General features: G+C 60.0%; 26 protein-coding genes. 19 read left to right on the top strand and 7 right to left on the bottom strand.

The genetic code is table 11. From position 1 onward, the window contains the following. Window positions 1-42 precede the first annotated feature (42 nt). The 5 genes from queA to KO492_RS14305 all read left to right on the top strand — a co-directional run bounded on the left by queA (window position 43) and on the right by KO492_RS14305 (window position 6041). Window positions 43-1116, top strand: a complete 1074-nt coding sequence (queA, locus tag KO492_RS14325; RefSeq protein WP_216045575.1) for a tRNA preQ1(34) S-adenosylmethionine ribosyltransferase-isomerase QueA — start codon at window positions 43-45, stop codon at window positions 1114-1116. 80 nt (window positions 1117-1196) lie between these two features. Then, window positions 1197-2600, top strand: coding sequence for an MFS transporter (locus tag KO492_RS14320; RefSeq protein ID WP_216045574.1), 1404 nt, complete (start codon window positions 1197-1199; stop codon window positions 2598-2600). Window positions 2601-2685: 85 nt separating this feature from the next. Next, window positions 2686-3294, top strand: a complete 609-nt coding sequence (locus KO492_RS14315) for a DUF924 family protein (RefSeq protein WP_216045573.1) — start codon at window positions 2686-2688, stop codon at window positions 3292-3294. Window positions 3295-3566: 272 nt separating this feature from the next. Continuing rightward, window positions 3567-4961 (top strand): dihydrolipoyl dehydrogenase, encoded by a 1395-nt coding sequence (lpdA, locus tag KO492_RS14310; RefSeq protein WP_111481324.1) that lies wholly within the window; start codon window positions 3567-3569, stop codon window positions 4959-4961. A gap of 114 nt (window positions 4962-5075) precedes the next feature. Next, window positions 5076-6041 carry a LysR family transcriptional regulator gene (locus tag KO492_RS14305; protein WP_216045572.1) on the top strand — a complete coding sequence of 322 codons (966 nt, stop codon included), beginning with the start codon at window positions 5076-5078 and terminating at the stop codon, window positions 6039-6041. Window positions 6042-6085: 44 nt separating this feature from the next. Here the strand turns inward: KO492_RS14305 and KO492_RS14300 are convergent, their stop codons facing one another. Continuing rightward, window positions 6086-6448, bottom strand: a complete 363-nt coding sequence (locus KO492_RS14300; protein WP_216045571.1) for a rhodanese-like domain-containing protein — start codon at window positions 6446-6448, stop codon at window positions 6086-6088. A 225-nt stretch (window positions 6449-6673) separates the two neighbouring features. On the opposite strand from KO492_RS14300, the gene uvrA reads away from it, so the two are divergent. From uvrA to KO492_RS14285, 3 genes are read left to right on the top strand one after another with little or no spacing between them, the layout of a single operon-like run. After that, window positions 6674-9556 (top strand): excinuclease ABC subunit UvrA, encoded by a 2883-nt coding sequence (uvrA, locus tag KO492_RS14295; RefSeq protein ID WP_216045570.1) that lies wholly within the window; start codon window positions 6674-6676, stop codon window positions 9554-9556. After that, window positions 9553-9963, top strand: a complete 411-nt coding sequence (locus KO492_RS14290; RefSeq protein ID WP_216045569.1) for an NUDIX hydrolase — start codon at window positions 9553-9555, stop codon at window positions 9961-9963. The genes uvrA and KO492_RS14290 overlap by 4 nt, the downstream gene beginning before the upstream one ends. Window positions 9964-9987: 24 nt before the next feature. Beyond that, the gene (locus tag KO492_RS14285; RefSeq protein ID WP_216045568.1) at window positions 9988-10911 is read left to right on the top strand and encodes a patatin-like phospholipase family protein; all 924 of its coding nucleotides are present in this window, start codon (window positions 9988-9990) and stop codon (window positions 10909-10911) included. Here the strand turns inward: KO492_RS14285 and KO492_RS14280 are convergent. Together KO492_RS14280 and serS are read right to left on the bottom strand one after the other, a co-directional pair. Then, complete coding sequence (locus KO492_RS14280) at window positions 10889-11602, bottom strand: hypothetical protein (protein ID WP_216045567.1); 714 nt, start codon at window positions 11600-11602, stop codon at window positions 10889-10891. The two genes, KO492_RS14285 and KO492_RS14280, sit on opposite strands and share 23 nt — an antisense overlap. Window positions 11603-11690: 88 nt before the next feature. Further along, window positions 11691-12983, bottom strand: coding sequence for a serine--tRNA ligase (gene serS, locus KO492_RS14275; RefSeq protein WP_216045566.1), 1293 nt, complete (start codon window positions 12981-12983; stop codon window positions 11691-11693). A 148-nt stretch (window positions 12984-13131) separates the two neighbouring features. On the opposite strand from serS, the gene KO492_RS14270 reads away from it, so the two are divergent. The 9 genes from KO492_RS14270 (at window position 13132) to KO492_RS14230 (ending at window position 19942) form a co-directional block, all read left to right on the top strand. Further along, window positions 13132-13530, top strand: a complete 399-nt coding sequence (locus KO492_RS14270; protein ID WP_216045565.1) for a VOC family protein — start codon at window positions 13132-13134, stop codon at window positions 13528-13530. A 136-nt stretch (window positions 13531-13666) separates the two neighbouring features. After that, window positions 13667-13996 carry a preprotein translocase subunit YajC gene (gene yajC / locus KO492_RS14265; RefSeq protein ID WP_066607513.1) on the top strand — a complete coding sequence of 110 codons (330 nt, stop codon included), beginning with the start codon at window positions 13667-13669 and terminating at the stop codon, window positions 13994-13996. Between the two features lie 73 nt (window positions 13997-14069). Further along, window positions 14070-16697 (top strand): protein translocase subunit SecD, encoded by a 2628-nt coding sequence (secD, locus tag KO492_RS14260; protein ID WP_216045564.1) that lies wholly within the window; start codon window positions 14070-14072, stop codon window positions 16695-16697. Window positions 16698-16786: 89 nt separating this feature from the next. Beyond that, window positions 16787-17140 carry an Mth938-like domain-containing protein gene (locus tag KO492_RS14255; RefSeq protein ID WP_216045563.1) on the top strand — a complete coding sequence of 118 codons (354 nt, stop codon included), beginning with the start codon at window positions 16787-16789 and terminating at the stop codon, window positions 17138-17140. 44 nt (window positions 17141-17184) lie between these two features. Further along, a complete protein-coding gene (gene ccmA, locus KO492_RS14250; protein WP_216045562.1) occupies window positions 17185-17805 on the top strand; it encodes a heme ABC exporter ATP-binding protein CcmA in 621 nt (206 codons plus the stop codon). Further along, complete coding sequence (gene ccmB, locus KO492_RS14245; RefSeq protein WP_216045561.1) at window positions 17802-18458, top strand: heme exporter protein CcmB; 657 nt, start codon at window positions 17802-17804, stop codon at window positions 18456-18458. Before ccmA ends, ccmB begins: the two co-directional genes overlap by 4 nt. 57 nt (window positions 18459-18515) lie before the next feature. Further along, on the top strand, window positions 18516-19265 hold the full coding sequence (locus KO492_RS14240) for a heme ABC transporter permease (protein WP_216045560.1): 750 nt from the start codon (window positions 18516-18518) through the stop codon (window positions 19263-19265). Beyond that, on the top strand, window positions 19258-19410 hold the full coding sequence (gene ccmD, locus KO492_RS14235; protein WP_216045559.1) for a heme exporter protein CcmD: 153 nt from the start codon (window positions 19258-19260) through the stop codon (window positions 19408-19410). The genes KO492_RS14240 and ccmD overlap by 8 nt, the downstream gene beginning before the upstream one ends. Beyond that, entirely contained in the window at window positions 19403-19942 is a 540-nt protein-coding gene (locus KO492_RS14230; protein ID WP_216045558.1) for a DsbE family thiol:disulfide interchange protein, read from the top strand. The genes ccmD and KO492_RS14230 overlap by 8 nt, the downstream gene beginning before the upstream one ends. Before the next feature lie 281 nt (window positions 19943-20223). Here the strand turns inward: KO492_RS14230 and KO492_RS14225 are convergent, their stop codons facing one another. Then, window positions 20224-21501: an O-acetylhomoserine aminocarboxypropyltransferase/cysteine synthase family protein gene (locus tag KO492_RS14225; protein WP_216045557.1), complete on the bottom strand. Its 1278-nt coding sequence runs from the start codon at window positions 21499-21501 to the stop codon at window positions 20224-20226. 351 nt (window positions 21502-21852) lie between these two features. On the opposite strand from KO492_RS14225, the gene arsC reads away from it, so the two are divergent. Together arsC and KO492_RS14215 are read left to right on the top strand one after the other, a co-directional pair. Then, a complete protein-coding gene (gene arsC, locus KO492_RS14220) occupies window positions 21853-22194 on the top strand; it encodes an arsenate reductase (glutaredoxin) (RefSeq protein ID WP_216045556.1) in 342 nt (113 codons plus the stop codon). A 107-nt stretch (window positions 22195-22301) separates the two neighbouring features. Next, entirely contained in the window at window positions 22302-22928 is a 627-nt protein-coding gene (locus KO492_RS14215; RefSeq protein WP_216045555.1) for a flavin reductase family protein, read from the top strand. Between the two features lie 2 nt (window positions 22929-22930). Here the strand turns inward: KO492_RS14215 and KO492_RS14210 are convergent, their stop codons facing one another. The 3 genes from KO492_RS14210 to KO492_RS14200 all read right to left on the bottom strand — a co-directional run bounded on the left by KO492_RS14210 (window position 22931) and on the right by KO492_RS14200 (window position 25277). Continuing rightward, window positions 22931-23350, bottom strand: coding sequence for a DUF1284 domain-containing protein (locus KO492_RS14210; RefSeq protein ID WP_216045554.1), 420 nt, complete (start codon window positions 23348-23350; stop codon window positions 22931-22933). Window positions 23351-23431: 81 nt separating this feature from the next. Further along, complete coding sequence (gene glnA, locus KO492_RS14205; protein WP_216045553.1) at window positions 23432-24838, bottom strand: type I glutamate--ammonia ligase; 1407 nt, start codon at window positions 24836-24838, stop codon at window positions 23432-23434. A gap of 100 nt (window positions 24839-24938) precedes the next feature. After that, complete coding sequence (locus KO492_RS14200; protein WP_216045552.1) at window positions 24939-25277, bottom strand: P-II family nitrogen regulator; 339 nt, start codon at window positions 25275-25277, stop codon at window positions 24939-24941. Window positions 25278-25436 lie beyond the last annotated feature (159 nt).

Here is a 25436-nt window from a genome sequence, read left to right as displayed (position 1 = left end):
AACGGTGCCCGCATATGGGCGACCCAATAAGCTGAGGCTCTCATGAAACTGTCCGACTTCGATTTCGACCTGCCCGAGGCGCTGATCGCCACACGTCCTGCCAAGCCGCGGTCTTCGGCAAGGCTTCTGGTGGCCACGCCCACGCGGATGGTCGACGGGCATGTGACCGATCTTCTGGAGTGGTTCCAACCGGGGGACCGTCTGGTGCTTAATGATACGAAAGTGTTGCCCGCGCGGCTTTCCGGCAAACGCGGGCGCGACACGGCGCAGGGCTATCAGGAGGCGAAGATCGAGGTCACGCTTCTGGAGCCGCAAGCCGAGGCGGGCCATGACAGGATGGTCTGGCGGGCGCTGATCAAGCCGCTGAAAAAGATCAAGGAAGGCGAGGTGGTGCGCTTTTCCGACGATCTCTCCGCCACCTTGATTGCCAAGGAAGACGGCGAGGCAGTGGTGGCCTTCAACCTTACGGGCGAGGATTTCGACAAGGCGCTGGCAGAGGCGGGGTCCATGCCCTTGCCGCCCTATATCGAAGCCAAGCGCAAGGCCGATGCGCAGGATAAGGAAGACTATCAAACCGTCTGGGCGCGCAATATGGGGGCGGTGGCGGCGCCGACCGCTTCGCTGCATTTTGACGAGCCTTTGTTGAAAGCCCTGCAAGAGAAAGGTGTCGAATTCACCTATGTGACGCTGCATGTGGGGGCAGGGACGTTTTTGCCGGTGAAGGTCGATGATGTCTCCCAGCATAAGATGCATTCGGAATGGGGCGAGGTCTCGGAAGAGGCGGCACGCGAGATCAACGCGACAAAGGCGTGTGGCGGGCGGGTGATCCCTGTGGGCACCACGGCGCTGCGCCTGATCGAAAGCGCGGCCCCCGCCAAGGGAGAAATCGCGCCGTTTCTGGGCGAGACCGATATATTCATCAAGCCGGGCTATGCGTTCCGGATGGCGGATGCACTGATGACTAATTTCCACCTGCCCAAAAGCACGCTTTTGATGCTGGTCTCGGCGCTCATGGGGCGCGAGCGGATGCGGGAGGTTTACGATCACGCGGTCGCGGAAGGTTATCGCTTTTTCTCCTATGGTGATGCGTCACTCCTGTTGCCGCACGAGGCGTAATGCGGCGGGGCCGGAGGTTTTTCGCGGCACGGGCAACATCCGGTTTCCAAGTGCGCCCGAATCCCCATAGGGTCACCGCCATGAATAAAGTGCTCACCTCTTCCGCGCCGCTGCTTCTCGGCATTCTTTTCCTGATGATCGGCAACGGTTTGCAGGGCACGCTTCTGGGTGTGCGCGGTGTGGCCGAAGGGTTTTCGACCCTCGAAATTTCCATCGTCATGTCCGGCTACTTTGCGGGGTTTCTGGGAGGGTCACAGGCCACGCCACGCCTGATCCGGCGGGTAGGCCATGTGCGGGTCTTTGCGGCCTTTGCCTCGTTTATCTCGGCCGCCCTCATCCTGTTCCCCGTCGTGGCCGATCCGTGGGTCTGGACGGGGCTGCGGGTCGTTTTGGGGTTCTGTTTTTCCGGCGTTTATGTGACGGCGGAAAGCTGGCTCAACAATTCGACCACCAACGACCAGCGCGGCAAGCTTCTGTCGGCATATATGTTGGTGCAGACGCTGGGCATCATCATTTCCCAGTGGATCCTGTCGCAAGGTGATCCGTCGGGCTTTGTCCTCTTCATCATTCCTTCGGTACTTGTGTCGATTTCCTTCGCGCCGATCCTTCTGTCGATCTCTCCCACACCCGCTTTCGAGACATCGAAGCCGCTGAGCCTCAAGGCCCTGTTCGAGATCTCGCCCTTGGGCTGCGTTGGCATGTTCCTTCTGGGTGGGGTCTTTGCCTCGCAAATGGCGATGGCGGCAGTCTATGGCGGGCTGGCAGGGTTCTCGCTGGGGCAGATTTCTGCCTTTGTCGCCGCGATCTATATTGGTGCTTTGGTCTGTCAGGTGCCGATTGGCTGGATGTCCGACCGCACCGACCGGCGCATTGTGATCTGCGGTGTGGCTGCTGTCGGCAGTGTGGCCTGTGTCGCCGGAGCCCTGTTCGCGCAAAGTTATACGCTGGTGCTGATGGTGGGCTTTGTCGCGGGCGGCATGGCGAGTCCGCTCTATTCCCTGCTCATTGCACACACCAACGACTATCTCGAACCCGAAGATATGGCCGCCTCTTCGGGCGGGCTGATCTTTATCAACGGGGTCGGGGCCGTGGGCGGGCCGCTGATCGCCGGTTATCTCATGGGGCTGATCGGGCCTTATGGCTATTGGGTCTTTCAGGTCTTTCTGATGGGCGGTGTGGCGGTCTACGCCCTGTGGCGGATGACGCGGCGTGCGCCTCTCCATGTGGATGATACCTCTGCCTATGTTGCGGTTCTGCCATCGACCACGCCGGTTGTGGCCGAGGTCGCGCAGGAAATGGCAATCGAGATGGCCGAAGAGGCAGAGGCTGAAGCCGAAGCCGAAGCTGAGGCGGAAGCAGAAGCCGTGCAGGACGCGCTGGACGAGGCGGCAGCCGAGGCGCAGCGCAAGGCTACGGACGAAGCGATTGATACGTCCGGTGATATCTCGGAAGATGCGGCAAACCGGCAACAATCAGAAAAGTGACCTTGCGTCCCAAATAATTTCCTTGCGTGGTCTTGTGGCTTTTGTAACGCTTCTGTAAAGACCGCCGCCAAAAGGAGCATGAGAGATGGCGCAAGAGCAGATGAATCAAGCTGTCGAGAAGACCCCCGAGGACATTCTGGCCTTCTGGCTTGACGAGCTGGAGCCCTCCCAATGGTATGTGGCGGACGAGGCGCTGGACCAGCGCATTCGCGACGCCTTTCTCCCGACATGGCAAAAGGCGCAGCGGGGGGCCTATTCGCTCTGGCTGACGTATCCGTCGGGCGCGCTGGCCTATATCATTCTCAACGACCAGATGTCGCGCAATATGTTCCGTGGCGAGGCCGAGGCCTTTACCTCCGATCATGCGGCTTTGGCGGCTGCGAAAGCGGCGGTGGACAAGGGCTGGGATCTGCGGATTGATGCGCCTGCACGTCAGTTCTTCTATCTGCCGATGATGCACAGCGAGAATCTCTCGGATCAGGAACGCTGTGTGCGTCTGATGTGCGAGCGGATGAAAGGCGCGGAAAACAGCCTGCTGCACGCGCAGGCGCATCGCGAAGTCATTCGCCTCTTCGGGCGCTTTCCTTATCGCAATGCGGCGCTTAACCGCGTTACCACGCAGAGTGAAACACGGTTCCTGAAGGATGGCGGCTATGCGACGCTTCTGCGCGAACTTCAACTCGTTGCGGCCTAAGTCTCTGGCCTCAAACCAGAAATAATGTGATATGCATTTCCCGCCCAAGCTATGCGTTGGGCGGGAGGCAGCCTTTCATTCACAATACGCAGAGCTTCATTGCTCCGATTTCCCGGATAGTTTAGTGTCAAACTAACGTCTTTTGCGATTGGCTTGGCAACAGGTTGATCGGGGAAGGCAGCGAGATGACTATGTTGCTCTGCGTTTCCCGAAAACCTGTGAGACAGGCTTTGCGCGAGACGCTCTAAATTTTGGTTTCGGGAGGACCCTCCATGTCTGACACATCTTTCGATCTCGTCGTGATCGGCGCTGGCCCGGGCGGGTATGTGGCCGCCATTCGTGCGGCGCAACTTGGGCTGAAAGTGGCCTGTGTGGAGCGCGAAAATCTTGGCGGGATTTGCCTGAACTGGGGCTGTATTCCGACAAAGGCTCTGCTGCGCTCGGCGGAGATCTATCACCAGATGCACCGCGCCAAGGAATTCGGCCTGTCGGTCGAGGGGGCGTCCTTTGATCTGGATGCCATCGTCAAACGTTCGCGCGGGGTCGCGGCGCAGATGAACGGCGGGATCAAAGGCCTGTTCAAAAAGAACAAGGTGACCGCGATCATGGGCGAGGCCAAGATCGCCGCCAAAGGCAAGGTCGTGGTCAAGACGGAGAAGGGCGAAGAGACGCTTACCGCCAAGAACATCATCGTTGCCACCGGCGCGCGTGCCCGCGAATTGCCGGGTCTGGAGGCCGATGGCGATCTGGTCTGGACCTACCGCCATGCGCTCGTGCCGACGCGGATGCCGAAGAAACTTCTGGTCATCGGCTCCGGCGCGATCGGCATTGAATTTGCCAGCTTCTACAACACTTTGGGCGCGGATACGACCGTGGTCGAAGTGATGGACCGTGTGCTGCCCGTCGAGGACAAGGACATTTCCGCCTTCGCCAAGAAGCAGTTCGAAAAGCAGGGCATGAAAATTCTGCAAAAGACCACGGTGAAGAAACTCGACCGCGCGAAAGGTAAGGTCACGGCGCATTTCGAAGCGGGCGGCAAGGTCACGACCGAAGAGTTTGACACGGTGATTTCCGCAGTCGGCATCGTCGGCAATGTCGAGGGCATCGGGCTTGAGGAAATGGGCGTGAAAATCGACCGCACCCATGTGGTGACGGATGAATATTGCCGCACCGGCGTCGAGGGCATCTTTGCCATTGGCGACATCGCGGGCGCACCTTGGCTGGCCCACAAGGCGTCGCACGAAGGTGTCATGGTTGCCGAGTTGATCGCAGGCCAGAAACCGCATCCGATCAAACCCAATTCCATCGCGGGCTGCACCTACTGCCATCCGCAGGTCGCTTCTGTCGGTCTGACCGAAGACAAGGCGAAAGAGGCGGGCTACGAGATCAAGGTCGGCAAGTTCCCCTTTATCGGCAATGGCAAGGCCGTCGCGATGGGCGAGGCCGAGGGTCTGGTGAAAACCATCTTTGACGCCAAGACCGGCGAACTTCTGGGCGCGCATATGGTGGGCGCGGAAGTGACGGAGATGATTCAGGGCTATGTGATCGGGCGCACGCTTGAGACCACGGAAGAAGAGCTGATGAACACGGTCTTCCCGCATCCGACCATGTCGGAAATGATGCACGAATCCGTGCTCGCCGCCTACGGGCGCGCGCTGCATATTTGAGCGATCAGATGGCTGGCCGGAGAGGAATTTCCGGCCGGTCATCACCATGCGTGATGGGTGATATAAAATTGCGCCCCTCTTGTGCATAAATGTAGGTCATGTATTCTGACGCGCATGACAGATTGGGATTCTCTTCGCTATATTCTCGCAGTTGCACGCGAAGGCGGGCTTTCGGGCGCGGCGCGTGTGCTTGGCGTGAATCACGCGACCGTATCGCGGCAGTTGGCTAAGGCCGAAGATGCCGCCGGTGTTCGTTTTTTCACCCGCCTTGCCTCGGGGCTTCAACCGACGGAAGCCGGTCAGGTGGCGATTGCCCATGCTGAAGAGGTCGAAGCCCGTATGGTGGCGCTCGACATGGCTTTGGCGGCACGCGACGAGACCGAGGAAGGCGAGCTGAAAGTGACCATTCCGCCCTTGATGGCGGAAGATCACTTTGCCGAAGACATCAAGGAATTCAAAGCCTTGCATCCGGGGATCGATGTGCATCTTCTGGGGGCCACAGAGATTTTGAACCTGCACAGGCGTGAGGCGGATGTGGCCCTTCGTGTCACCCAGTCGCCGGAGGAAAGCCTTTGGGGCCGGATGGTGACGCCACAGCGGGCGGGCTGGTTTGCCTCGCCGGAATTTGTCGAACGCTATCTTGATGTGATCGAAGGGCGCGACACGGAAAACGCGCTGCCCTATATCGCCTTTTCCACATGGTTTGCCGCGACTCCTGCGGGGCTGTTTTCGGACCTGCCGCCGGTGCGGGCCGCGATCAAGACCGATGATATGGTCTCGGCCATGTCTCTGGCGCGTCAAGGCATGGGCATGGTGCGGTCTTCGCATCTTTTGGGCTCTTGCGATCCGGGGCTTGTGCGTGTGCCGGGGCTGCCCCTGTCGGATCACGTTCCGATCTGGGTGCTGACCCATCCCGACCTGCGCCATGTGCCGCGTGTGACCGAATTCATGCGCTTTATCGCCGCGCGGATCACGGCGCGTCGTGCGCTCTACATGGGGCCGGACGAGGCCTCCGCCAATACGGCCACGCGCTCCGACGGGGCGAAGCTCGAAGGCACTGTGACCGAAGTGGCAGAATGACAGAAGCGGCCTTGCGGGGCCGTTTTTTCTTTGTGCGGTCGGAGTTAGACGTTGCGTAGCTCGCCGCCGCCGGAAATCCAGTCATGCAAGCCGCCGAGATTTTGCACATCCTTGTGTCCCAAGGATTTCAGCAACCGCACCCCGCCTGACGAGCGCGCGCCCGAGGCGCAATAGAGCACTTTCGTGGTGGTGATGTCTTTGAATTCCGGCAGACAGGCGGGAGAGTTCGGATCGCATTTCACCTTGAGCTCCTGCAACGGCACATGCAGCGCTCCTTTGGCAGTGCCGGACATATGTAGCTCCATCTGGTCGCGCAGGTCCACCAGCACCACAGTGCCCTTCGACATCCCGTCTTTCACCTCGTCTACGGAGATTTTCGGAGCGCCGCCACCAAACAATCCAAACATTTCAATCTACATTTTGCAGTCATTTATAGTTGGTCCACTTCTAGACCTGCGTCGTTCGGGCGTCTGTGATGAAATCACCCAGAGCGGGCAGGGCGCGCGGTGGCGTGCTTCATGGTGAAAAAAGCGACAGGCAAGCGGTGTGTTCCCTCTATGTTCTCACTTTCTTGTTGGAAGACCTCCGAAGCTCCACTAGATAGGAAGCAGACACGATGAGCAGGTGGGGCCATGGCCGAGTTGAAATCGATCGAAGTGCGCGGTGCGCGCGAGCATAATCTCAAAAACGTGGACGTGGATATTCCGCGTGACGAGCTTGTGGTGATCACGGGGCTGTCCGGTTCGGGCAAGTCCTCTCTGGCCTTTGATACGATCTATGCCGAGGGCCAGCGCCGCTATGTGGAAAGCCTGTCGGCCTATGCGCGCCAGTTCCTCGATATGATGGGCAAGCCCGATGTGGATCACATCTCCGGCCTTTCGCCCGCCATTTCCATCGAACAGAAGACTACCTCGAAAAACCCGCGCTCCACCGTGGGGACGGTCACCGAGATTTACGATTACCTGCGCCTGCTGTTCGCGCGTGCGGGGACGCCCTACAGCCCTGCAACCGGAGAGCCGATCGAGGCGCAGCAGGTGCAGGACATGGTGGACATCACCATGCGGATGGAGGAGGGCACACGCGCCTATCTTCTGGCCCCCATCGTGCGTGATCGTAAAGGCGAATATCGCAAGGAATTTCTCGACCTGCGCAAACAGGGGTTCCAGCGGGTGAAGGTTGACGGGGAGTTCTATGACCTCGACGAGCCGCCCACGCTGGACAAGAAATTCCGCCATAATATCGACGTGGTAGTGGACCGGATCGTGGTGCGTGAGGGCTTGGAAACACGGCTGGCGGACAGTTTGCGCACCGCGCTTGATCTGGCCGACGGGATTGCCATTCTGGAAACCGTGCCGCGCGATGATGCCGCGCCGGAGCGTTTCACATTCTCCGAGAATTTCGCCTGTCCCGTCTCCGGTTTCACCATTCCGGAGATCGAACCGCGGCTCTTTTCCTTCAACGCGCCTTTCGGGGCCTGTCCGCATTGTGACGGGCTGGGGGTCGAGCTGTTTTTCGACGAACGCCTCGTGGTGCCCGATGCCACGCTGAAAGTGGCGGACGGGGCCATCGCGCCGTGGCGCAAGGGCAAGATGCCCTATTTCCTGCAAACCATCGAGGCGCTGGCGAAACATTACGGGTTCAAGCCCTCGACCCCGTGGAAGAAACTGCCCGCCAAGGTGCAGCAGATGTTCCTCTATGGCTCGGGCGACGAGGAGATCAAGTTCCGCTATGACGACGGTGGACGGGTTTATGAAGTGACGCGCAGCTTCGAAGGGGTGATCCCCAATATGGAGCGCCGCTACCGCGAAACGGACAGCAACTGGGTGCGCGAAGAATTCGAGCGCTATCAGAACAACCGTCCCTGCGGACATTGCCACGGCTACCGCCTGCGCGAAGAGGCTCTGGCGGTGAAGATCGGCTCTGCCGAGGGCGGCTTGCTGCATATCGGGCAGGTGGTCCAGAAATCCATCAAGGAGTCTTTCCAGTGGGTTGACGGTGTAATGGACAGCCTTTCGCCTCAGAAACAGGAAATCGCCCGTGCCATCGTGAAGGAAATCCGCGAACGTCTTGGCTTCCTGAATAACGTGGGGCTGGAATATCTGACGATGAGCCGCAATGCGGGCACGCTTTCGGGCGGGGAGAGCCAGCGGATACGTCTGGCCTCGCAAATCGGCTCCGGCCTTCAGGGCGTGCTCTATGTGCTCGACGAACCCTCCATCGGTCTGCACCAGCGCGACAACGACCGGCTGATCGGCACGCTCAAGAACCTGCGCGATCAGGGCAACACAGTGATCGTGGTCGAGCATGACGAGGACATGATCCGCGAGGCGGACTATGTCTTTGACATGGGGCCGGGCGCGGGGGTGCATGGCGGGGCGGTGGTGGCCAGAGGCACGCCGGAAGAGATCGAACGCGACGCGGCTTCGCTCACCGGTCAATACCTGTCGGGCTCCCGCGAGATTCCGGTGCCGAGCGAGCGGCGCAAGGGCAACGGCAAAAAGCTCACCGTGGTGAAGGCCACGGGCAACAACCTCAAGGAGGTCACTGCCGACTTCCCGCTGGGCAAGTTCATCTGTGTCTCCGGCGTCTCCGGCGGGGGGAAATCCACACTCACCATTGAGACGCTTTACAAGACTGCGGCGAGCCGGTTGAACGGGGCGCGGGCGACCCCAGCGCCATGCGAAACCATCAAGGGGTTCGAGCATCTCGATAAGGTGATCGACATCGATCAACGCCCCATCGGGCGCACCCCGCGCTCCAACCCCGCGACCTACACTGGGGCTTTCACGCCGATCCGCGAATGGTTTGCCGGACTGCCGGAATCCAAAGCGCGTGGTTACAAGCCGGGGCGGTTTTCCTTCAACGTCAAAGGCGGGCGTTGCGAGGCCTGTCAGGGCGATGGTGTGATCAAGATCGAGATGCACTTCCTGCCCGATGTCTATGTCGAATGCGAGACCTGTAAGGGCAAGCGCTACAATCGTGAAACTCTGGAAATTCAGTTTAAAGGTAAAAGCATAGCCGACGTTCTTGATATGACGGTCGAAGATGCGCAGGAGTTTTTCAAGGCGGTGCCGAGCATCCGTGAAAAGATGGATGCGCTGATGCGTGTGGGGCTTGGCTATATCAAGGTCGGGCAACAGGCCACGACGCTTTCGGGTGGCGAGGCGCAGCGGGTGAAGCTCTCGAAAGAGCTGGCCAAACGCTCCACGGGGCGCACGCTTTACATTCTGGACGAGCCGACCACGGGGCTGCATTTCGAGGATGTGAAAAAGCTGCTCGAAGTGCTGCACGAACTGGTGGATCAGGGCAATTCGATGATCGTGATCGAACACAATCTCGACGTGATCAAAACCGCCGACCATATCATCGACATCGGTCCCGAGGGCGGTGACGGCGGCGGTCAGATCGTAGCGTGTGGCACGCCCGAAGAGGTGGCCGAAGTCCCCGCCTCACATACGGGGCGCTATCTCAAACCGATGCTGGAAAAAGCCGCACAAAGGAACGCGGCGGAATGAGCCGCAGGCCGAAGCTGGCCGTGCTTGCGGTGTGCGAGCGCGACGGGAAATTCCTCATGGTCCAACGCGGCAAGGCGCCCTCACGCGGCACTTGGGGGTTTCCGGGGGGACATGTGGAACTGGGTGAAACACTGGCCGAGGCCGCGGTGCGCGAACTGGCCGAGGAGACCGGAGTGCAGGCCACGGCAGGCGCGGTGATCGATCATGTCGAACTGATCCAGCGCGAGGGCAACGAGGTTACGCATCATTTCCTGCTGATGGCGGTCCTTTGTCACTATGTGTCCGGCGAGCCGGTCGCCGCCGATGACGCGGCGGATGTGGACTGGATGTCGCAGCAAGATCTTTTGACCACGACACGGGTTTTGTCCCAAGATGTCGTGCGAGTCGCCCGAAAGGCCCGCGACTGACGATTCACACCGGAGGAGATGCGCATGTCCAGACGTCCAAAAATCGGATTGGCTTTGGGGTCGGGCGGTGCGCGCGGGTATTGCCATATCGGCGTCTTGCGGACGCTGGAGGAGATGGGCATCCGCCCCGATGTGATCGCGGGCTGCTCTATGGGCGCTTTGGTCGGGGCCGCCTATGCGGGCGGGCGACTTGATCCGCTGGAAGAGTGGGTGCGGGCGCTGACCCGCCGGTCTTTCCTTGCGATGTTGGATCTTCGGTTCTCCCATGGCGGGCTGGTGCAGGGCCGCGAAATCATGACACTGCTCGACCGCCTTGAACTGCCGAAGGCCATCAGCGATCTTGACCGTCCCTTTGCCGCTGTGGCCACGGATATGGAAAGCGGGCGCGAGGTCTGGTTGCAAGACGGGCCGCTCAATATGGCCGTGCGTGCCTCTGTGGCTTTGCCGGGTATTATTTCACCGCTGTATCACGAGGGCACTTGGTTGCTCGATGGCGGGATGGTTAATCCCGTGCCCGTGTCCCTTGCCCGCGCGATGGGGGCGGATGTGGTGATTGCCGTGAACCCCAATGCCAAGCTGGACAGCACATTCTGGCGCGCCCCCGAGGTGGGGCATGACGATCAGAATGGCGACCAGAGCGGCGGTTTCCTGAGCCTTCAGGAGCGCTTGCCGGAGGCGCTCAAGGGGCTGTGGCCGAGAGGCAATGGCAACGGCGGCGGGGTTCCGCCCGCGCCGGGATATATCGATGTGCTGGCCGCATCGATCAACATCATGACCGAACATATCCGGCGGGCCCGCATGGCCGGAGAGCCTCCGCAGGTGCTCTTGTCTGCGGATCTCACCGATATGACCGTGCTGGATTTCTACGAGGCCGACAGGGCCATCGCGGACGGGGTGCGCATGGTGCGCGAGAACGAATCCGTGATCAGGCGGTTGTGCGGGGTCTGATAACGGCCTTGAGGGCGAGGGCGGTCAACACCACTGCGCCCAGTCCGGCCAGTGCCGCAACGCCCCATTCCGTGCCCCAGTTTTTCACCACAATGGCGACGAGCGCCCAAGCGGTGCCCAGAGGGAACAGCGGGGCGTCAGGGCGCAGATGGCACCCGTAAAGCGTTACGGCCAGTGCGCCCGCAATGCAGAGATAGGCCCAGCCCACAGCGCCGAAAACAATCCCGTAACCTGCACCGATATAGCCCAGCGAGGCAAAGGAGGCGGCGGTAAGCCAGCCTGCCAACAGGGCCACGGGCGCACGGGCCAGCCACGGGTCCAGAACGGGCGCGCGGGTCATGGCGACAATGGCGAGGGCCAGCATCATGAAGATCATCACTGTGGCGACAACAGGGTTCATCGTGGCGACGGTGAGCCACGGTGTGCCAATGGCCAGCGCGAGGATCAGGGGCGGGCGCATCGGGGCCCAATCTTCTGCGTCATGGCGTTTGAACAGCCCGATGGCGGCAGAGATGATGAGCCAGAGGTAGATCACGCCCCAGATGGAAAAGGCATAGCCCGCCGGACCTACAGGAGCATTGCCCTGCGGAATCGGAAAGGCATCGGGATCATACCCCCGAAAATCCGGCGCCAGAAGTGGCCCCGCGATGGCAAACGCCAAGGCGGCAAGGAGGTGAAGGCTGGCGGTCATGCGATTTCTGTCCATACCCCCAAGCTAGACCGAAAAACGGCGCCGTAAAGGGCGCCGTTCTTTTGAGTATTTATGGCAACAAAGGAGATCAGGCCAATGTGCCTTCGGCTGTGAGTGTCAGCTTGCCGCGCAAATAGGGCGAGAGTGCCTCGGGCAGGGTGACGGAGCCATCCGCGTTCTGGCCGTTTTCCAGCACTGCAATGAGGCAGCGCCCGACCGCAAGGCCCGACCCGTTGAGCGTATGCACGAATTCCGGCTTGCCGCCCTCTTTGGGTTTGAAGCGCGCGTTCATGCGGCGGGCCTGAAAATCGCCACAGGTGGAGACCGAGGAAATCTCGCGATATTTGTCCTGACCGGGCAGCCAGACCTCGATGTCATGGGTGCGTTTCGCGCCAAAGCCGATGTCGCCGGAGCAAAGGTTCACCGTGCGATAGGGCAGGTTCAGGGCTTCGAGAATGTTTTGTGCCTGCGTGGTCATGCGGGCGTGTTCGGCCTCGCTCTGGTCGGGGCGGGTGATGGAGACCATTTCGACTTTTTCAAACTGGTGCTGGCGCAACATGCCGGAGGTGTCACGGCCCGCGCTGCCCGCTTCGGAGCGGAAACACTGCGTGTCGGCCACATAGCGGCGGGGCAGGGTGTCTTCATCCACGGTGACATTGTTGACGATGTTGGTCAGCGTCACCTCCGCGGTCGGGATGAGCCACCAGCCGTCGGTTGTCTTGTAGCTGTCCTCCCCGAATTTCGGAAGCTGCCCTGTGCCGTAGAGCATTTCTTCGCGCACCAGAACGGGAGTCATGGTTTCGGTCAGCCCGTGATTGTCCACATGGGTGTCGATCATGAACTGTGCCAGCGCCCGATGGATGCGTGCCACAGCGCCCGAGAGGATCACGAACCGCGCACCGGAGATTTTCGCCGCCGTTTCGAAATCCATGCCGGCTTTGACGCCTTCGATCTCGTAATGCTCTTTCGGTGTGAAATCGAAACGCGCGGGCGTGCCCCAGCGGTGGATCTCGACATTGTCATCTTCGCTCGCGCCTTCGGGCACGTCGTCATACATGACATTGGGCAGCGACATCAGAAGCTCTGTGAGCCGCGCGTCTTCTTCCTTGGCCTCGTCGTTAAGGCGGGCAACCTCGGCCTTTTTGTCGGCAACCAGCGCACGCAGGCGTTCGAATTCCGCCTCGTCCCCTTTGGCCTTGGCCGCGCCCACGAGTTTGGAGGCTTTGTTCTGTTCGGCCTTGGCATCTTCGGCGGCACCGATCTTGGCGCGGCGGGCAGCATCGATGGCGAGGACTTCGGAGGAGACCCCGGACAAGCCGCGGCGGCTCATGGCAGCGTCGAACGCTTCGGGATTTTCGCGAATGGCCTTGATGTCATGCATCGGTCTGGTCCTCGGTTGGTTGGTTTGGGCGAGGTTATGCAACAGGGAAAGAGTGGAGGGAAGGGGGATTTCGGTTAATCTCCCGTGTGCTCTTGCCCTTGGCGCCTGTTGGTCACATGTAACAGGAAACGAAGACAACGAGGACTCCATGCCAGCCAAAGCCATTCATTCCTGTATCCGTGTGCTAGACGAGGCGCGCTCTGTCGCGTTTTACGAGACGGCCTTTGGTCTCACCGTGGCCGACAAGCTCGACTTCCCCGATTTCACACTGATCTATATGTCGAACCCGCTCTCGGCGTTCGAGCTAGAGCTGACCATCAACAAGGGCACGACCGAGCCCTATGATCTGGGCAACGGCTACGGGCACTTCGCGGTGTCGGTGGAGGATCTGGAGGCCGAACATGCGCGGATGGAGGCAGTAGGGCTTGCGCCCGGTAAAATCGTCGATTTCGCGCCTGCCGGCACCCGCGTGGCGAAGTTCTTTTTCATCACCGATCCCGACGGTTACAAGATCGAAGTGATCGAGCGCGGCGGGCGGTTTTTGTGAGAGGAAACAGACAGCGCTAACAGTGCCGTGAAAGCGCAGCCCGTTTGCTGGACAAGGGGCAAAGCCCGCTATAGGGTGCGCGGCGACTTCAAGGGGTGGCGAGGGGCCTCCCCGTTTGACAATAAAGGACCAACAGATGTTCGTGACCCCCGCCTATGCGCAGGCCGCCGGAGGTGCCGCTGGCAACCCGATCATGCAATTCCTGCCGCTGATCCTGATCTTTGCGATCATGTATTTCCTGATGATCCGTCCTCAGCAAAAGAAGATGAAAGAGCATCGTGCGATGATTGAAGCCGTGCGCCGTGGTGACGAGGTCGTGACCGCAGGCGGCATCATGGGCAAGGTTGCCAAGGTGCGTGAAGATGGTTTCGTCGATGTCGAGATTGCAGATGGCGTGAAAGTCAAAGTGCAAAAAGCGACGCTTGCCAGTGTCGTGTCGAAAACCGAACCAGCCGCGGACGCGTAAGCGCCCGCTCTGATACTTCCAAGGCCCGCTTTGATGCGGGCCTTTCCCTTTCAAGACGTCTCAGGACCTGCTCATGTTGCAAATGCCTCTTTGGAAACGGATCGTCATTTGGGGCCTTGTGGCCCTTGGCCTTCTGGCCGCGCTCCCCAACGCTTTTTACCCTCGTGTCGAGGGGCACAACGATGCGATCGCTGCCATCGAGAAGGCCGGTGAGACGCCGGAGCGCGCTGCGGCTCGTGACGCATGGCCGTCTTTCCTGCCGTCCTCTCTGGTGAATCTGGGGCTGGACCTGCGCGGCGGCGCGCATCTTCTGGGCGAGGTGGACGTGGCCGAGGTCTATGCCTCGCGCATGGATGCCTATTGGCCGGAGGTGCGCGATGCGCTGCGTGACGAGCGCGACACAGTGGGCACGATCCGCCGTCTTGATGCGCCTGACGGGCAGCTTCGGGTGCGGATTTCCAATCCCGAGGGCATGGAAACCGCGCTGGCTGCCGTGCGTGCGCTTGGCACATCTGTCGTGTCTCTGACCTCTGCGGGTGAAAAGGATATCGACGTTTCGGCCACCGGTGATGTGATCACCGTGCAACTCTCCGAGGCGGAGAAAGCCGCGACCGACGATCGCACGATGCAGCAGTCTTTGGAGATCATCCGCCGCCGTGTGGACGAAGTGGGCACACGCGAGCCGACGATCCAGCGTCAGGGCGAGAATCGCATTCTCATTCAGGTTCCGGGGATCGGTTCCGCCGCCGAGTTGAAGTCGCTGATCGGGACCACCGCGCAGCTGACCTTTAACCCTGTTGTGGGCCGCACGACGAATCCGGACGAAAACCCCGGCGCGCGCAATTTTATCGCGCCGTCGATCAACGAGCCGGGCGTCTATTACATTCTCGAACAAACCGCCGTGGTTTCCGGCGACGAGCTGACAGACAGCCAGCCCGCCTTTGACCAGAACGGTCGGCCCTCTGTGACCTTCCGCTTCAACCCCACGGGCGCGCGCAAGTTCGGCGAATATACTGCCGCCAATGTCGGTGCGCTGTTTGCGATTGTTCTTGATGACGAGGTCATCTCCGCGCCGCGCATTCAGGACGCGATCCGTGGCGGCTCCGGCCAGATCACCGGATCCTTCACCGTCGAGGAATCGACCGAACTGGCCGTGTTGCTGCGTGCGGGGGCCTTGCCTGCCAAGATCAACTTCCTCGAAGAACGGACCATCGGGCCGGAGCTCGGGGCGGACAGTATCGAAGCGGGCCGGATTGCCACCACAGTCGCCTTTGTTGCCGTGTTGGTCTTCATGGGTGCGGCCTACAGCCTGTTTGGCATGTTTGCCAATATTGCCCTCATCATCAACGTGGCGCTTCTGTTTGGTCTGTTATCCGCGATCGGGGCGACGCTGACCCTACCGGGGATTGCTGGGATCGTGTTGACCGTGGGGATGGCTGTGGACGCCAATGTGCTGATTTTCGAGCGTATCCGGGAGGAGTTGAAAAACTCCAAATCCGTCGGACGCGCCATCGAGCTTGGCTATGAAAAGGCGCTGTCGGCCATTATCGACGCCAACATCACCACGTTTATCACGGCGGCGATCCTCTTTGTTATGGGCTCCGGTCCGGTCAAGGGCTTTGCCGTGACGCTGGCCTTGGGGCTGATCACTTCGGTCTTCACCGCGATCTATGTGACCCGCGCCATGGTTGTGGCGTGGTATGGGCGCAAAAACCGCAAGGGCTGGACGCTCAATGGCGTGAATCTCGTGCCGTCCGACACCACATTTGATTTCTTCAAAAGCCGGAAATTCACCTTTGGCTTCTCTGGCGCACTGGTTGTGGCGGCGGTTGTGGCCTTCTTTGCGATGGGACTGAATTTCGGCATCGACTTCAAAGGCGGCACGACGATTCGGACACAATCCGAAAGCGCCGTGGACGTGGGCGACTATCGTGCGGCTCTGGAGAAACTGGATCTGGGCGATGTGTCGATCACAGAAGTGTTCGATCCGAATTTCGACGAAAACCAGCACGTCGCCATGGTCCGCATTCAGGCCCAGGAGGATGTGGAGGCGATCGCGCCGGAAACCGTGCAACTGGTCGAGAAGGCGCTGCAAGAGGTTGACCCCTCAATCACCTTCCCCTCGGTGGACTCCGTGGGGCCGAAAGTGTCGGGTGAGCTGATCTGGACCGCTGTGGAGGCCGTGGCCGCTGCCATTGCTGCTGTGCTGTTCTACATCTGGCTGCGTTTTGAGTGGCAGTTCGCGGTCGGGGCCGTGGTGGCACTGGTCCACGATGTTGCGATCACCATCGGGATATTCGCGCTCTTCGGTATCCAGTTCGACCTCACGATCATCGCCGCGCTTCTGACCATCGTGGGCTACTCGCTCAACGATACGGTTGTGGTGTTTGACCGCGTGCGCGAAAACCTGCGTCGATACAAGAAGCTCGACCTTGCGCAGGTGTTGAACATGTCGATCAACGAGACGCTGTCGCGCACGGTCATGACCTCCGGTACTACGCTGATCGCGCTGATCGCGCTGTTGGTGCTGGGCGGCGATGTGATCCGCGGGTTCGTCTTTGCCATGACCTTGGGCGTAGTGGTCGGGACGTGGTCTTCGGTTTTTGTGGCCTCGACCGTGCTCTTGTGGTTCGGTGTCAAACGGGACTGGGACAAGAAAGAGCCGGCCAAGGGTATCCAGACCGACGGCAGCGCGGTTTGACGCGCGGCTGCGCAAGAGTATTTTAAGCACAAAGGAAAGGCCTGCGACGCGGGCCTTTTCGCGATTCGGGACCGAGGAGGCGAGACCCCATGCAATTCAATGAAATGCCCTTCGAAGACGCAGTGCCCGTTGATGGCTACGGACCGAATATGTTCCGGATCGGCGGCAAAGCCTATGAAGGGGCGATGCTGGTCTGTGGCGAAAAGGTCCTGCCGTGGTGCGGCTATGCGGATGTGGACACGCTGGTCGAACTGCGCGAGTTGATCGACATTATCGTGATCGGCACGGGGCCGGAGATGACCCATCTGCCGAAAGCGTTCCGCGAGGCGCTGGAGGCCGCCGAGATCGGGCTTGAGCCGATGGCTACGCCGACAGCGGCGCGGACCTATAATGTTTTGGCCTCGGAAGGGCGACGTGTCGCGGTGGCAATGCTTCCGGTTTGATCCGTGTCAGATCAAAATTCTAGAATCGCTATAAACAGGGCCACATGAGTTTGATTTCTGTAAAAGACCTGACCGTCTCGCGTGGCGGGATGCCTGTGCTGGAGGGGCTGGATTTTTCCGTCTCCTCTGGTGAGGTGCTTGTCCTGCGCGGGCCGAACGGGTCCGGCAAGACCACGCTGCTGCGCACGCTTGCAGGGCTGCAACCGCCCTATGCTGGTGTGGTCTCGGTGGAGCCGGACACGGTGGCCTATGCGGCCCATGCGGACGGCTTGAAGGCGACCCTGAGCGTGGCGGAGAACCTCGCCTTTTGGGCAGGGGTCTACGGCGGGCAGGAGATTGCAGAGGCGCTTTTGCATTTCAACCTCGACGCGCTGCGTGACCGTCCGGCGGGCAACCTGTCGGCGGGGCAGAAGCGGCGGCTGGGCCTTGCGCGGCTGATGGTGACGGGGCGTCCGGTCTGGGTGCTTGACGAGCCGACCGTGTCGCTGGACGCGGCCTCTGTGGCGCTGTTTGCCTCGGCGGTCAAAGCCCATGTGGCAGCTGGCGGTGCGGCGGTGATTGCGACCCATATTGACCTCGGGTTCGAGGAACGTGTTTTTGATGTCGGCCCTTACAAGGCCCGCATGGATGTGGTGCGTGACGATTTTGACGAGGCGTTCCTATGATCCGGCTGCTGTGGCGTGACATCACTCTGGCGTTTCGCTCCGGCGGGGGCTTCGGCCTTGGCCTCGGGTTCTTTCTGATCCTTGTGACACTGGTGCCCTTTGGCGTTGGCCCCGAAGGCGACATGCTCAGCGCGATTGCGCCAGGCATCCTTTGGGTCGGGGCGTTGCTGGCCTGTCTGTTGTCACTGGACCGGATTTTCGCATTGGATTTTGAAGACGGCTCGCTGGACCTGCTGGCCACGGCACCGATCCCTTTGGAAGGCGTTGTCGCGGTCAAGGCGCTGGCGCATTGGATCACCACGGGGCTGCCTCTGGTGATCGCGGCTCCTGCGCTCGGTTTTCTGCTGCATCTGGAGAGCTCGGCCTACCGCTGGATGATCGTGACGCTGTTTATCGGCACGCCGGCGCTGTCCTTTATCGGGTCGTTTGGCGCGGCGCTGACCGTGGGGCTGAAACGCGGGGGGCTGCTGATGAGCCTGCTGGTCCTGCCGCTCTATATTCCGACCCTGATCTTCGGGGCCGAGGTGGTGCGGCGTGGCGCAGGGGGCTTTCTGGTCGGCACACCTCTGGCCATGCAGGCGGGCATTACACTGGGGGCTGTGGCCTTGCTGCCTTTTGCGAGCGCAGCGGCCATTCGGGTCGCTTTAAGGTGAGTTGAGAACATGCGTGTTTGCCCCTAGGCTTGCGCGCGTCGAGAGGAGAGACAGCATATGGCCATCAACTGGAACGCCTTTTGGGAATGGGCCAATCCACGCAAATTCATGTGGTGGACCGACCGTGCCTTGCCCGTGATTGCCATTCTGGCGGCGGTTATTTTCGTGATCGGTCTGGTCTGGGGCTTTTTCCTGACCCCTGATGATTATCGCCAAGGCGCGACGGTCAAGATTTTCTACATCCATGTGCCCTCCGCGATGATGGCGATCAACATCTGGGCGATGATGCTGGTGGCTTCGCTGATCTGGATCGTGCGGCGGCACCATGTGTCTGCGCTGGCCGCCAAATCCGCCGCCGCGATCGGTATGACCATGACGCTTATCGCGCTCATCACGGGCGCGGTCTGGGGCAAGCCGATGTGGGGCACCTATTGGGAATGGGACCCGCGGCTCACCTCTTTTCTGATCCTGCTGCTGTTCTACATCGGCTATATGGCGCTTTGGGAAGCCATCGAAAATCCCGACACGGCCGCCGACCTGACCTCGGTGCTCTGCCTTGTCGGTTCCGTCTTTGCCCTGCTGTCGCGCTATGCTGTTCTCTTTTGGAATCAAGGGCTTCACCAAGGGGCTTCGCTGTCTCTGGATGCCGAGGAAAACGTGGCGGATGTCTATTGGTATCCGGCCTTGGTGGCGATTGCGGGCTTTGTTCTGTTGTTTGTTGCGCTGGTGCTCTTGCGCACCCGCACAGAAATCCGCGCGCGGCGTTTGCACGCGCTGGAAATGCGCGAAAGGGTGAAAAATGCCTGATCTTGGAAAATATGCAGGGGATGTCTTGATGGCCTACGGGGCGACCTTCCTGCTTCTGGCGGGGCTGATCTGGCGCTCTCTGGCGCGGTCGGCCAAGGTGAAACGGCAATTGAAAGCGGCTGAGGAGCGGAAAACCCATGGCTAGGATCAACCCACTTATGGCGCTGCCGCTGGTTGTTGCGGCGGGGTTCATTGCTCTGGTCACATATGGCATGGCCCGCGAGGATGCGGAGCAATTGCCCAGTTCGCAAATCGGGCGGGAGGCACCGTCGATCGCCTCTGTTACTCCGTTTGAGGGCAAGGAGTCGCTCACCGACGGGATGCTGCGCGAAGGCGGTGTGAAGCTGGTCAACTATTGGGCCTCGTGGTGCGCGCCGTGCCGTGCCGAACATCCGCAGCTTGAAACCCTCGCCGAGGAGGGGGTGACGATCTACGGCATCAATTATAAAGACGAAGCCTCCAACGCGCTTAAATTTCTGGATGATCTGGGCAATCCCTACACGGCCATTGCCCAAGACGAACCGGGGCGCACGGCGCTGGAATGGGGCGTGTATGGTGTGCCGGAGACCTATATTCTCGATGCTGAAGGGCATATTGCCTATCGGTTTGCCGGTCCGATCACGGTCGAGATCATGGAAAAATATATCAAGCCTGAGATTGCGAAGGCGGCTGAATAAGCTGTGGGGCATGTGTCCAAGCGGCAGTTTGGCAAAGATCCCAATAGATATTTGGTTTCTTACTGACGCTTTTGGGATTTCTATCCTGTTAAGGTTAATCTGATTAATGTTAACGCGTGTAAAAGTGCTGACGCGCATGCGGGTGTTTGTGCGGGTGTGACCTCCGCTCGCATTTACGGTCCTGCGCCGTTGATGACCCTGTGCCATGTATCGCGTGGCTTATTTCAAAAGAAAAACCCGCCGGAGGTCCGGCGGGTTTTTCAGTTCTATTGTAGAGATGTTTAGCTCAAAGCCTGATCCAGATCGGCGATCAGATCGTTCACATCCTCGATCCCAACAGAGAGGCGCAGAATGTTCGGACCTGCACCGGCTTTGATCTGGTCTTCCGGCGAGAGTTGACGGTGGGTCGTCGAGGCCGGATGGATCACCAGAGAGCGCGTGTCGCCAAGGTTGGCCACATGGGAAAACAGCTTGAGCTTCGAGACGGTCTCCACACAGGCATCATACCCGCCTTTGAGTGCCACGGTGAACAGTGCGCCCGCGCCACGCGGACAGACTCGCGTCATGCGGTCATAGTAGCTGGAGGAGGGCAGGCCGGAATAGGTCACCGCCTCGATCCGGTCGTCACCTTCGAGCCAGCCGGCAATCTCGCGCGCGTTCTGGACGTGTTTTTGCATCCGAAGGCTGAGTGTCTCGATCCCCATGAGTGTATAATGCGCGGCCTGCGGGTTGAGCGTCATGCCCAGATCACGCAGCCCCACGGCGATGCCGTGGAAGGTAAAGGCCATCGGCCCGAACACTTCATGGAAATTCAGGCCGTGATAGGCCGGTTCCGGTTCGGAGAGTGACGGGAATTTTCCCGAAGCGGACCAGTCGAACGTGCCGCTGTCCACGATGCAGCCGCCGGTCACGGTGCCATTGCCCGTGAGGAATTTGGTCAGCGAATGCACCACCAGCGTTGCGCCGTGCTCAATGGGTTTGCACAGGTAAGGCGTGGCCGATGTGTTGTCCACGATCAGCGGAATGCCCGCCTGTTTGGCAATCTCGCCGATGGCATCAAGGTCCATGATGGCCCCTGACGGGTTGGCGAGGCTTTCGCAGAACACCGCCTGCGTGTCGTCGTCAATCGCGGCGCGAATGGCGTCGAAATCGTCGAAATCGACGAATTTGGCCGACCAGCCAAAGCGTTTGAAGGTCTGGGTGAACTGGGTGAGCGTGCCGCCGTAAAGACGGGTCGAGGCCACGATATTCTTGCCCGGTGCCATAAGCGGGAAGAGCGCCATGATCTGCGCGGCATGGCCGGAGGAGCAACAGACCGCCCCTGCGCCACCTTCGAGGGCAGCCATGCGGTTTTGCAAGGCGGCCACTGTCGGGTTGGTCAGCCGCGAGTAGATGTAGCCGACTTCTTCGAGATTAAAGAGCCGCGCCGCATGGTCGGCATCTTTGAACACATAGGCCGTGGTTTGGTAAATCGGCACCTGACGCGCACCGGTTGCGGGGTCCGGTTCGGTTCCCGCATGAACCTGTATCGTGTCAAAGCCTTGTTTTCTATCGGACATTCTATCCTCCCGTTCGCATATTCCCTGTGACATTACGCGCGGGCGGCGGGGCATTCAACAGGGAGACTGCGCATAGAGATTATGAGGGCCGCTCATGGTGCGGCGGGCATGGCGGGGAGACCTTATCCCGCACAGATCAGAAGTGCGAAAAACGACATGAGGAGCAGGAGTTCCGTGAGCGGAATCGGGATATGTGGCAGGATATGTTTCATGCCCACAGGGGTAGAGTGCATAGGTTAAGCAATACTCACCAATGCATCCGCAAACTCGGAAACAATTTGTTTCTATTTTGTTCTCGTTGCCTGTCCCGCGCCAACAGCGCAATTTGCAAGGGTCAGAGAGGTGCCAGAGATGACGAAGATTTACCACAATCCACGCTGCTCCAAATCACGCGAAACGCTCAAGCTGATCGAGGCGGAAGGGATCACCCCCGAGGTGGTACTCTATCTTGAAACGCCGGTGTCGCGGGAGAAACTCGCTGAATTTGTGCGCCGTTCCGGCCTGCCCGCCAGCGCGTTTTTGCGGGCGAAAGAGGCGGAGGCCAAGGCCTTGGGCATCACGGCCAAATCCGACCCTGAGGCGATCCTTGACGCGATTGCCGCGCACCCGCGTTTGGTGGAGCGTCCTGTGGTCGAAACCGACAAAGGCGTGGCGCTCGGGCGTCCGCCGGAAGCGGTCAGGGATGTGTTGTGAGGTGGCGCTCGTGAAGTGCCGCGCAACTTATTGATATAGCTTGGTCTTGCGCAATCAATCTGGCCTCAGGAGGTTGCGAAAGACGTTCACCCCGTCCGGAGACCTCAATGCAGTTCGACTTCACCACACTTCCCGCCCGCGACCGCTACCGGTTGCTCACGAATTTCGTCGGACCGCGTCCTATCGCCTTGGTGACCACGGTGAATCCGGACGGGACGCATAACGCGGCCCCGATGTCGTTTTTCAACGTCATGTCCTCGGAACCGCCGCTTTTGGTGCTGGGGATCGCGTCAAAGCCGGAGCAGGAAAAGGACACAGCCGCCAATATCCGGCGCACGGAAGAGTTTGCCATTCACATGGTGGATCGGGCGCTGTCGGAGGCCATGTTGGTGGCGGGGCTGGCTGTGCCGTCTGGCGTGGATGAACTGGCGCTGGCGGGGGTGGAGACGGAGCCTTGCACCTCCATAGCCGCGCCGCGCATCATGGGGGCATCTTGTGTGTTCGAATGTCGGACCGAGCGCCTGCTCGACTGGCCGAACCGTGTGCTGGTGATCGGTGAGGCGGTCCAGATGCATGTCCGCCGCGATTGTCTGGACGATGCGGGCCGGTATGTGAATCCAGAGGTCTATCAACCGATTGCGCGGCTGCATGGCGACAATTATGTGGGCTCCGAAGATCAATTCGTGCTGACCGCGCCGCCGCTGGAGGATGTGTTCAAGGGGGAGGGCGGTTAGGCTCAGGTGAGTTTGACGCCCTGAAACCCGCCTGCGGCCACCTCCGAGCAAAGCTCTGACCAGTTGCATCCGGTGCAGGCGCTGCGGATGTCTCCGGTCGCAAAACCAGCTCTGAGCGTTGCGCGCCTGTCTGCGGTGAGCGTGAGTCGCGTGCCGCTTGCAATGGTCATGCCCAGAACCCGTCCCACATCACGCGCGGCGCAGGCATCGCGGGAGATGACCGAAGCCCCGTGGCAATGTTCCGCGAGATCGCAGGCAATCGGTGCGCAAATGTCGTCCGGCCCCTCCGTCATGGCGATCTCTTCGCCTGCGCCCAGCCGTGCGATGATCCGGTCGTAATTTTCCACGAAAGCCGGTGAATAGCCTTTGCCCACATAGGTGAGCAGACACAGGAGATGATGGGGGCGCAGCGTGACGGTCATGGCGCGTAGCTACACACAGGCACGCGCAAAAGAAAAGGGCCCCCCGAAGGAGCCCTTTCCAATTCTGAAAACCGCTGCCGATTAGCAGGAGTAGTAGAGTTTGTACTCAACCGGGTGCGGAGTGTGTTCGTAGGCGTAAACCTCTTCCCACTTGAGATCCATGTAGCCCGCGATCTGGTCTTTGGTGAACACGTCGCCTGCGGTGAGGAAGTCCATGTCTTTTTCCAGCTCTTCGAGCGCTTCACGCAGCGAGGCGCAAACGGTCGGGATCTCGGCCAGTTCTTCCGGCGGCAGATCGTAGAGGTCTTTGTCGGACGCCGAACCCGGATCGATCTTGTTCTTGATGCCGTCGAGACCGGCCATCAGGAGTGCTGCGAAGCACAGGTAGGGGTTCGCACTCGGATCGGGGAAGCGGGCTTCCACACGTTTTGCCTTGGGCGATTCGGCCCACGGAATACGCACACAACCGGAGCGGTTACGCGCGGAGTAGGCGCGCAGAACCGGAGCTTCAAAGCCCGGGATCAGGCGTTTGTAGGAGTTCGTGGACGGGTTGGTGAAGGCATTGAGCGCTTTCGCGTGCTTCAGGATACCGCCGATGAACCACAGGGCTTCGTCGGAGAGATCGGCATATTTGTCGCCTGCAAAGAGCGGCTTGCCGTCTTTCCAGATGGACATGTTCACGTGCATGCCGGTGCCGTTGTCGCCTGCGATCGGTTTCGGCATGAAGGTTGCCGATTTGCCGTAGGCCTGTGCCACGTTGTGGATCACATATTTGTATTTCTGCAGGTGGTCGGCTTGTTCGGTCAGTGTGCCGAAGATCAGGCCAAGCTCGTGCTGACAGGAGGCAACCTCGTGGTGGTGCTTGTCCACTTTCATGCCCATGTTGGCCATGGTGGTGAGCATTTCACCGCGGATGTCCTGACCGTCGTCGATCGGGTTGACGGGGAAATAGCCGCCTTTGACGCCCGGACGGTGGCCGGTGTTGCCCATTTCATATTCGGTGTCGGTGTTCCAGGAGGCGTCCAGAGCGTCCACTTCGTAGGACACTTTGTTCATCTCGACGGAGTAGCGCACGTCATCGAACAGGAAGAATTCAGCTTCCGGACCACAGAAGAACTGGTCGCCGATGCCGGAGGACTTCAGGTAAGCCTCGGCGCGTTGCGCACAGCCGCGCGGGTCACGCTCGTAGGATTCGCCAGTGTCGGGCTCGACCACGGTGCAATGCACGCAGAGGGTTTTCTCGGCGTAGAACGGGTCGATATAGGCCGAAGACGGATCCGGGATCAGTTTCATGTCGGATTCGTCGATGGATTTCCAGCCAGCGATGGAGGAACCGTCAAACATGAAGCCGTCTTCGAAGAAATCTTCGTCCACTTCCGTGTGGCGCAGCGTGACGTGTTGCAGCTTGCCGCGCGGGTCGGTGAACCGCACGTCTACATATTGGACGTCTTCGTCCTTCATGGTCTTGAGAACGTCTTGGATGCTCATTTTTGACCTAGTCCTTTTCGTTAAGAAATTGTGTTGTGACGAATGGCGCGCTGCGATGGAGGCCGGTTAGGGGCCGTCGGCTGCGCGCCCTGCGCCTTGCTCAAAGCGCGTCTTGACCGGACTCGCCTGTTCTGATGCGGATCGCTTGTTCCACGGGAGAAACGAAAATCTTGCCGTCGCCGATCTTGTCGGTTTTCGCCGCGGTTACGATGGCCTCGATGGCCTCGTCCACCTGATCAGCGCTCAGCACGACCTCGATTTTCACTTTCGGCAGGAAGTCCACAACGTATTCCGCGCCGCGGTACAGTTCTGTGTGCCCCTTCTGGCGCCCGAACCCCTTCACTTCGACAACGGAAAGGCCTTGCACGCCGATTTCTTGCAGCGATTCTTTCACTTCGTCGAGCTTGAAGGGCTTGATGATCGCTTCGATCTTTTTCATGGACCTTCGACTCCCTTAATTCCATTCGTAAACTGTGAGACCATTTCTCTTATCCGGTCACAATCGACTCGGCAGATGCAGCGAGATGTGCCCACAGGATTTGCATGCTGTTGCACAATATTTAATCTAACAGGATTCAAAATGTGCACTTTGAAAACT

It is taken from the genome of Celeribacter halophilus, assembly GCF_018860305.1.
GTDB lineage: Bacteria > Pseudomonadota > Alphaproteobacteria > Rhodobacterales > Rhodobacteraceae > Celeribacter > Celeribacter halophilus_A.
Note: the sequence above shows the minus strand (reverse complement) of the source record. Positions and strands in the feature narration are given on the sequence as shown.

Bases quoted from the DNA above. Each gene is read 5' to 3' on its own strand.
- queA (WP_216045575.1), top strand. From the start codon at position 43: ATGAAACTGTCCGACTTCGATTTCGACCTGCCCGAGGCGCTGATCGCC.
- KO492_RS14320 (WP_216045574.1), top strand. From the start codon at position 1,197: ATGAATAAAGTGCTCACCTCTTCCGCGCCGCTGCTTCTCGGCATTCTT.
- KO492_RS14315 (WP_216045573.1), top strand. From the start codon at position 2,686: ATGGCGCAAGAGCAGATGAATCAAGCTGTCGAGAAGACCCCCGAGGAC.
- lpdA (WP_111481324.1), top strand. From the start codon at position 3,567: ATGTCTGACACATCTTTCGATCTCGTCGTGATCGGCGCTGGCCCGGGC.
- KO492_RS14305 (WP_216045572.1), top strand. From the start codon at position 5,076: ATGACAGATTGGGATTCTCTTCGCTATATTCTCGCAGTTGCACGCGAA.
- KO492_RS14300 (WP_216045571.1), bottom strand. From the start codon at position 6,448: ATGTTTGGATTGTTTGGTGGCGGCGCTCCGAAAATCTCCGTAGACGAG.
- uvrA (WP_216045570.1), top strand. From the start codon at position 6,674: ATGGCCGAGTTGAAATCGATCGAAGTGCGCGGTGCGCGCGAGCATAAT.
- KO492_RS14290 (WP_216045569.1), top strand. From the start codon at position 9,553: ATGAGCCGCAGGCCGAAGCTGGCCGTGCTTGCGGTGTGCGAGCGCGAC.
- KO492_RS14285 (WP_216045568.1), top strand. From the start codon at position 9,988: ATGTCCAGACGTCCAAAAATCGGATTGGCTTTGGGGTCGGGCGGTGCG.
- KO492_RS14280 (WP_216045567.1), bottom strand. From the start codon at position 11,602: ATGACCGCCAGCCTTCACCTCCTTGCCGCCTTGGCGTTTGCCATCGCG.
- serS (WP_216045566.1), bottom strand. From the start codon at position 12,983: ATGCATGACATCAAGGCCATTCGCGAAAATCCCGAAGCGTTCGACGCT.
- KO492_RS14270 (WP_216045565.1), top strand. From the start codon at position 13,132: ATGCCAGCCAAAGCCATTCATTCCTGTATCCGTGTGCTAGACGAGGCG.
- yajC (WP_066607513.1), top strand. From the start codon at position 13,667: ATGTTCGTGACCCCCGCCTATGCGCAGGCCGCCGGAGGTGCCGCTGGC.
- secD (WP_216045564.1), top strand. From the start codon at position 14,070: ATGTTGCAAATGCCTCTTTGGAAACGGATCGTCATTTGGGGCCTTGTG.
- KO492_RS14255 (WP_216045563.1), top strand. From the start codon at position 16,787: ATGCAATTCAATGAAATGCCCTTCGAAGACGCAGTGCCCGTTGATGGC.
- ccmA (WP_216045562.1), top strand. From the start codon at position 17,185: ATGAGTTTGATTTCTGTAAAAGACCTGACCGTCTCGCGTGGCGGGATG.
- ccmB (WP_216045561.1), top strand. From the start codon at position 17,802: ATGATCCGGCTGCTGTGGCGTGACATCACTCTGGCGTTTCGCTCCGGC.
- KO492_RS14240 (WP_216045560.1), top strand. From the start codon at position 18,516: ATGGCCATCAACTGGAACGCCTTTTGGGAATGGGCCAATCCACGCAAA.
- ccmD (WP_216045559.1), top strand. From the start codon at position 19,258: ATGCCTGATCTTGGAAAATATGCAGGGGATGTCTTGATGGCCTACGGG.
- KO492_RS14230 (WP_216045558.1), top strand. From the start codon at position 19,403: ATGGCTAGGATCAACCCACTTATGGCGCTGCCGCTGGTTGTTGCGGCG.
- KO492_RS14225 (WP_216045557.1), bottom strand. From the start codon at position 21,501: ATGTCCGATAGAAAACAAGGCTTTGACACGATACAGGTTCATGCGGGA.
- arsC (WP_216045556.1), top strand. From the start codon at position 21,853: ATGACGAAGATTTACCACAATCCACGCTGCTCCAAATCACGCGAAACG.
- KO492_RS14215 (WP_216045555.1), top strand. From the start codon at position 22,302: ATGCAGTTCGACTTCACCACACTTCCCGCCCGCGACCGCTACCGGTTG.
- KO492_RS14210 (WP_216045554.1), bottom strand. From the start codon at position 23,350: ATGACCGTCACGCTGCGCCCCCATCATCTCCTGTGTCTGCTCACCTAT.
- glnA (WP_216045553.1), bottom strand. From the start codon at position 24,838: ATGAGCATCCAAGACGTTCTCAAGACCATGAAGGACGAAGACGTCCAA.
- KO492_RS14200 (WP_216045552.1), bottom strand. From the start codon at position 25,277: ATGAAAAAGATCGAAGCGATCATCAAGCCCTTCAAGCTCGACGAAGTG.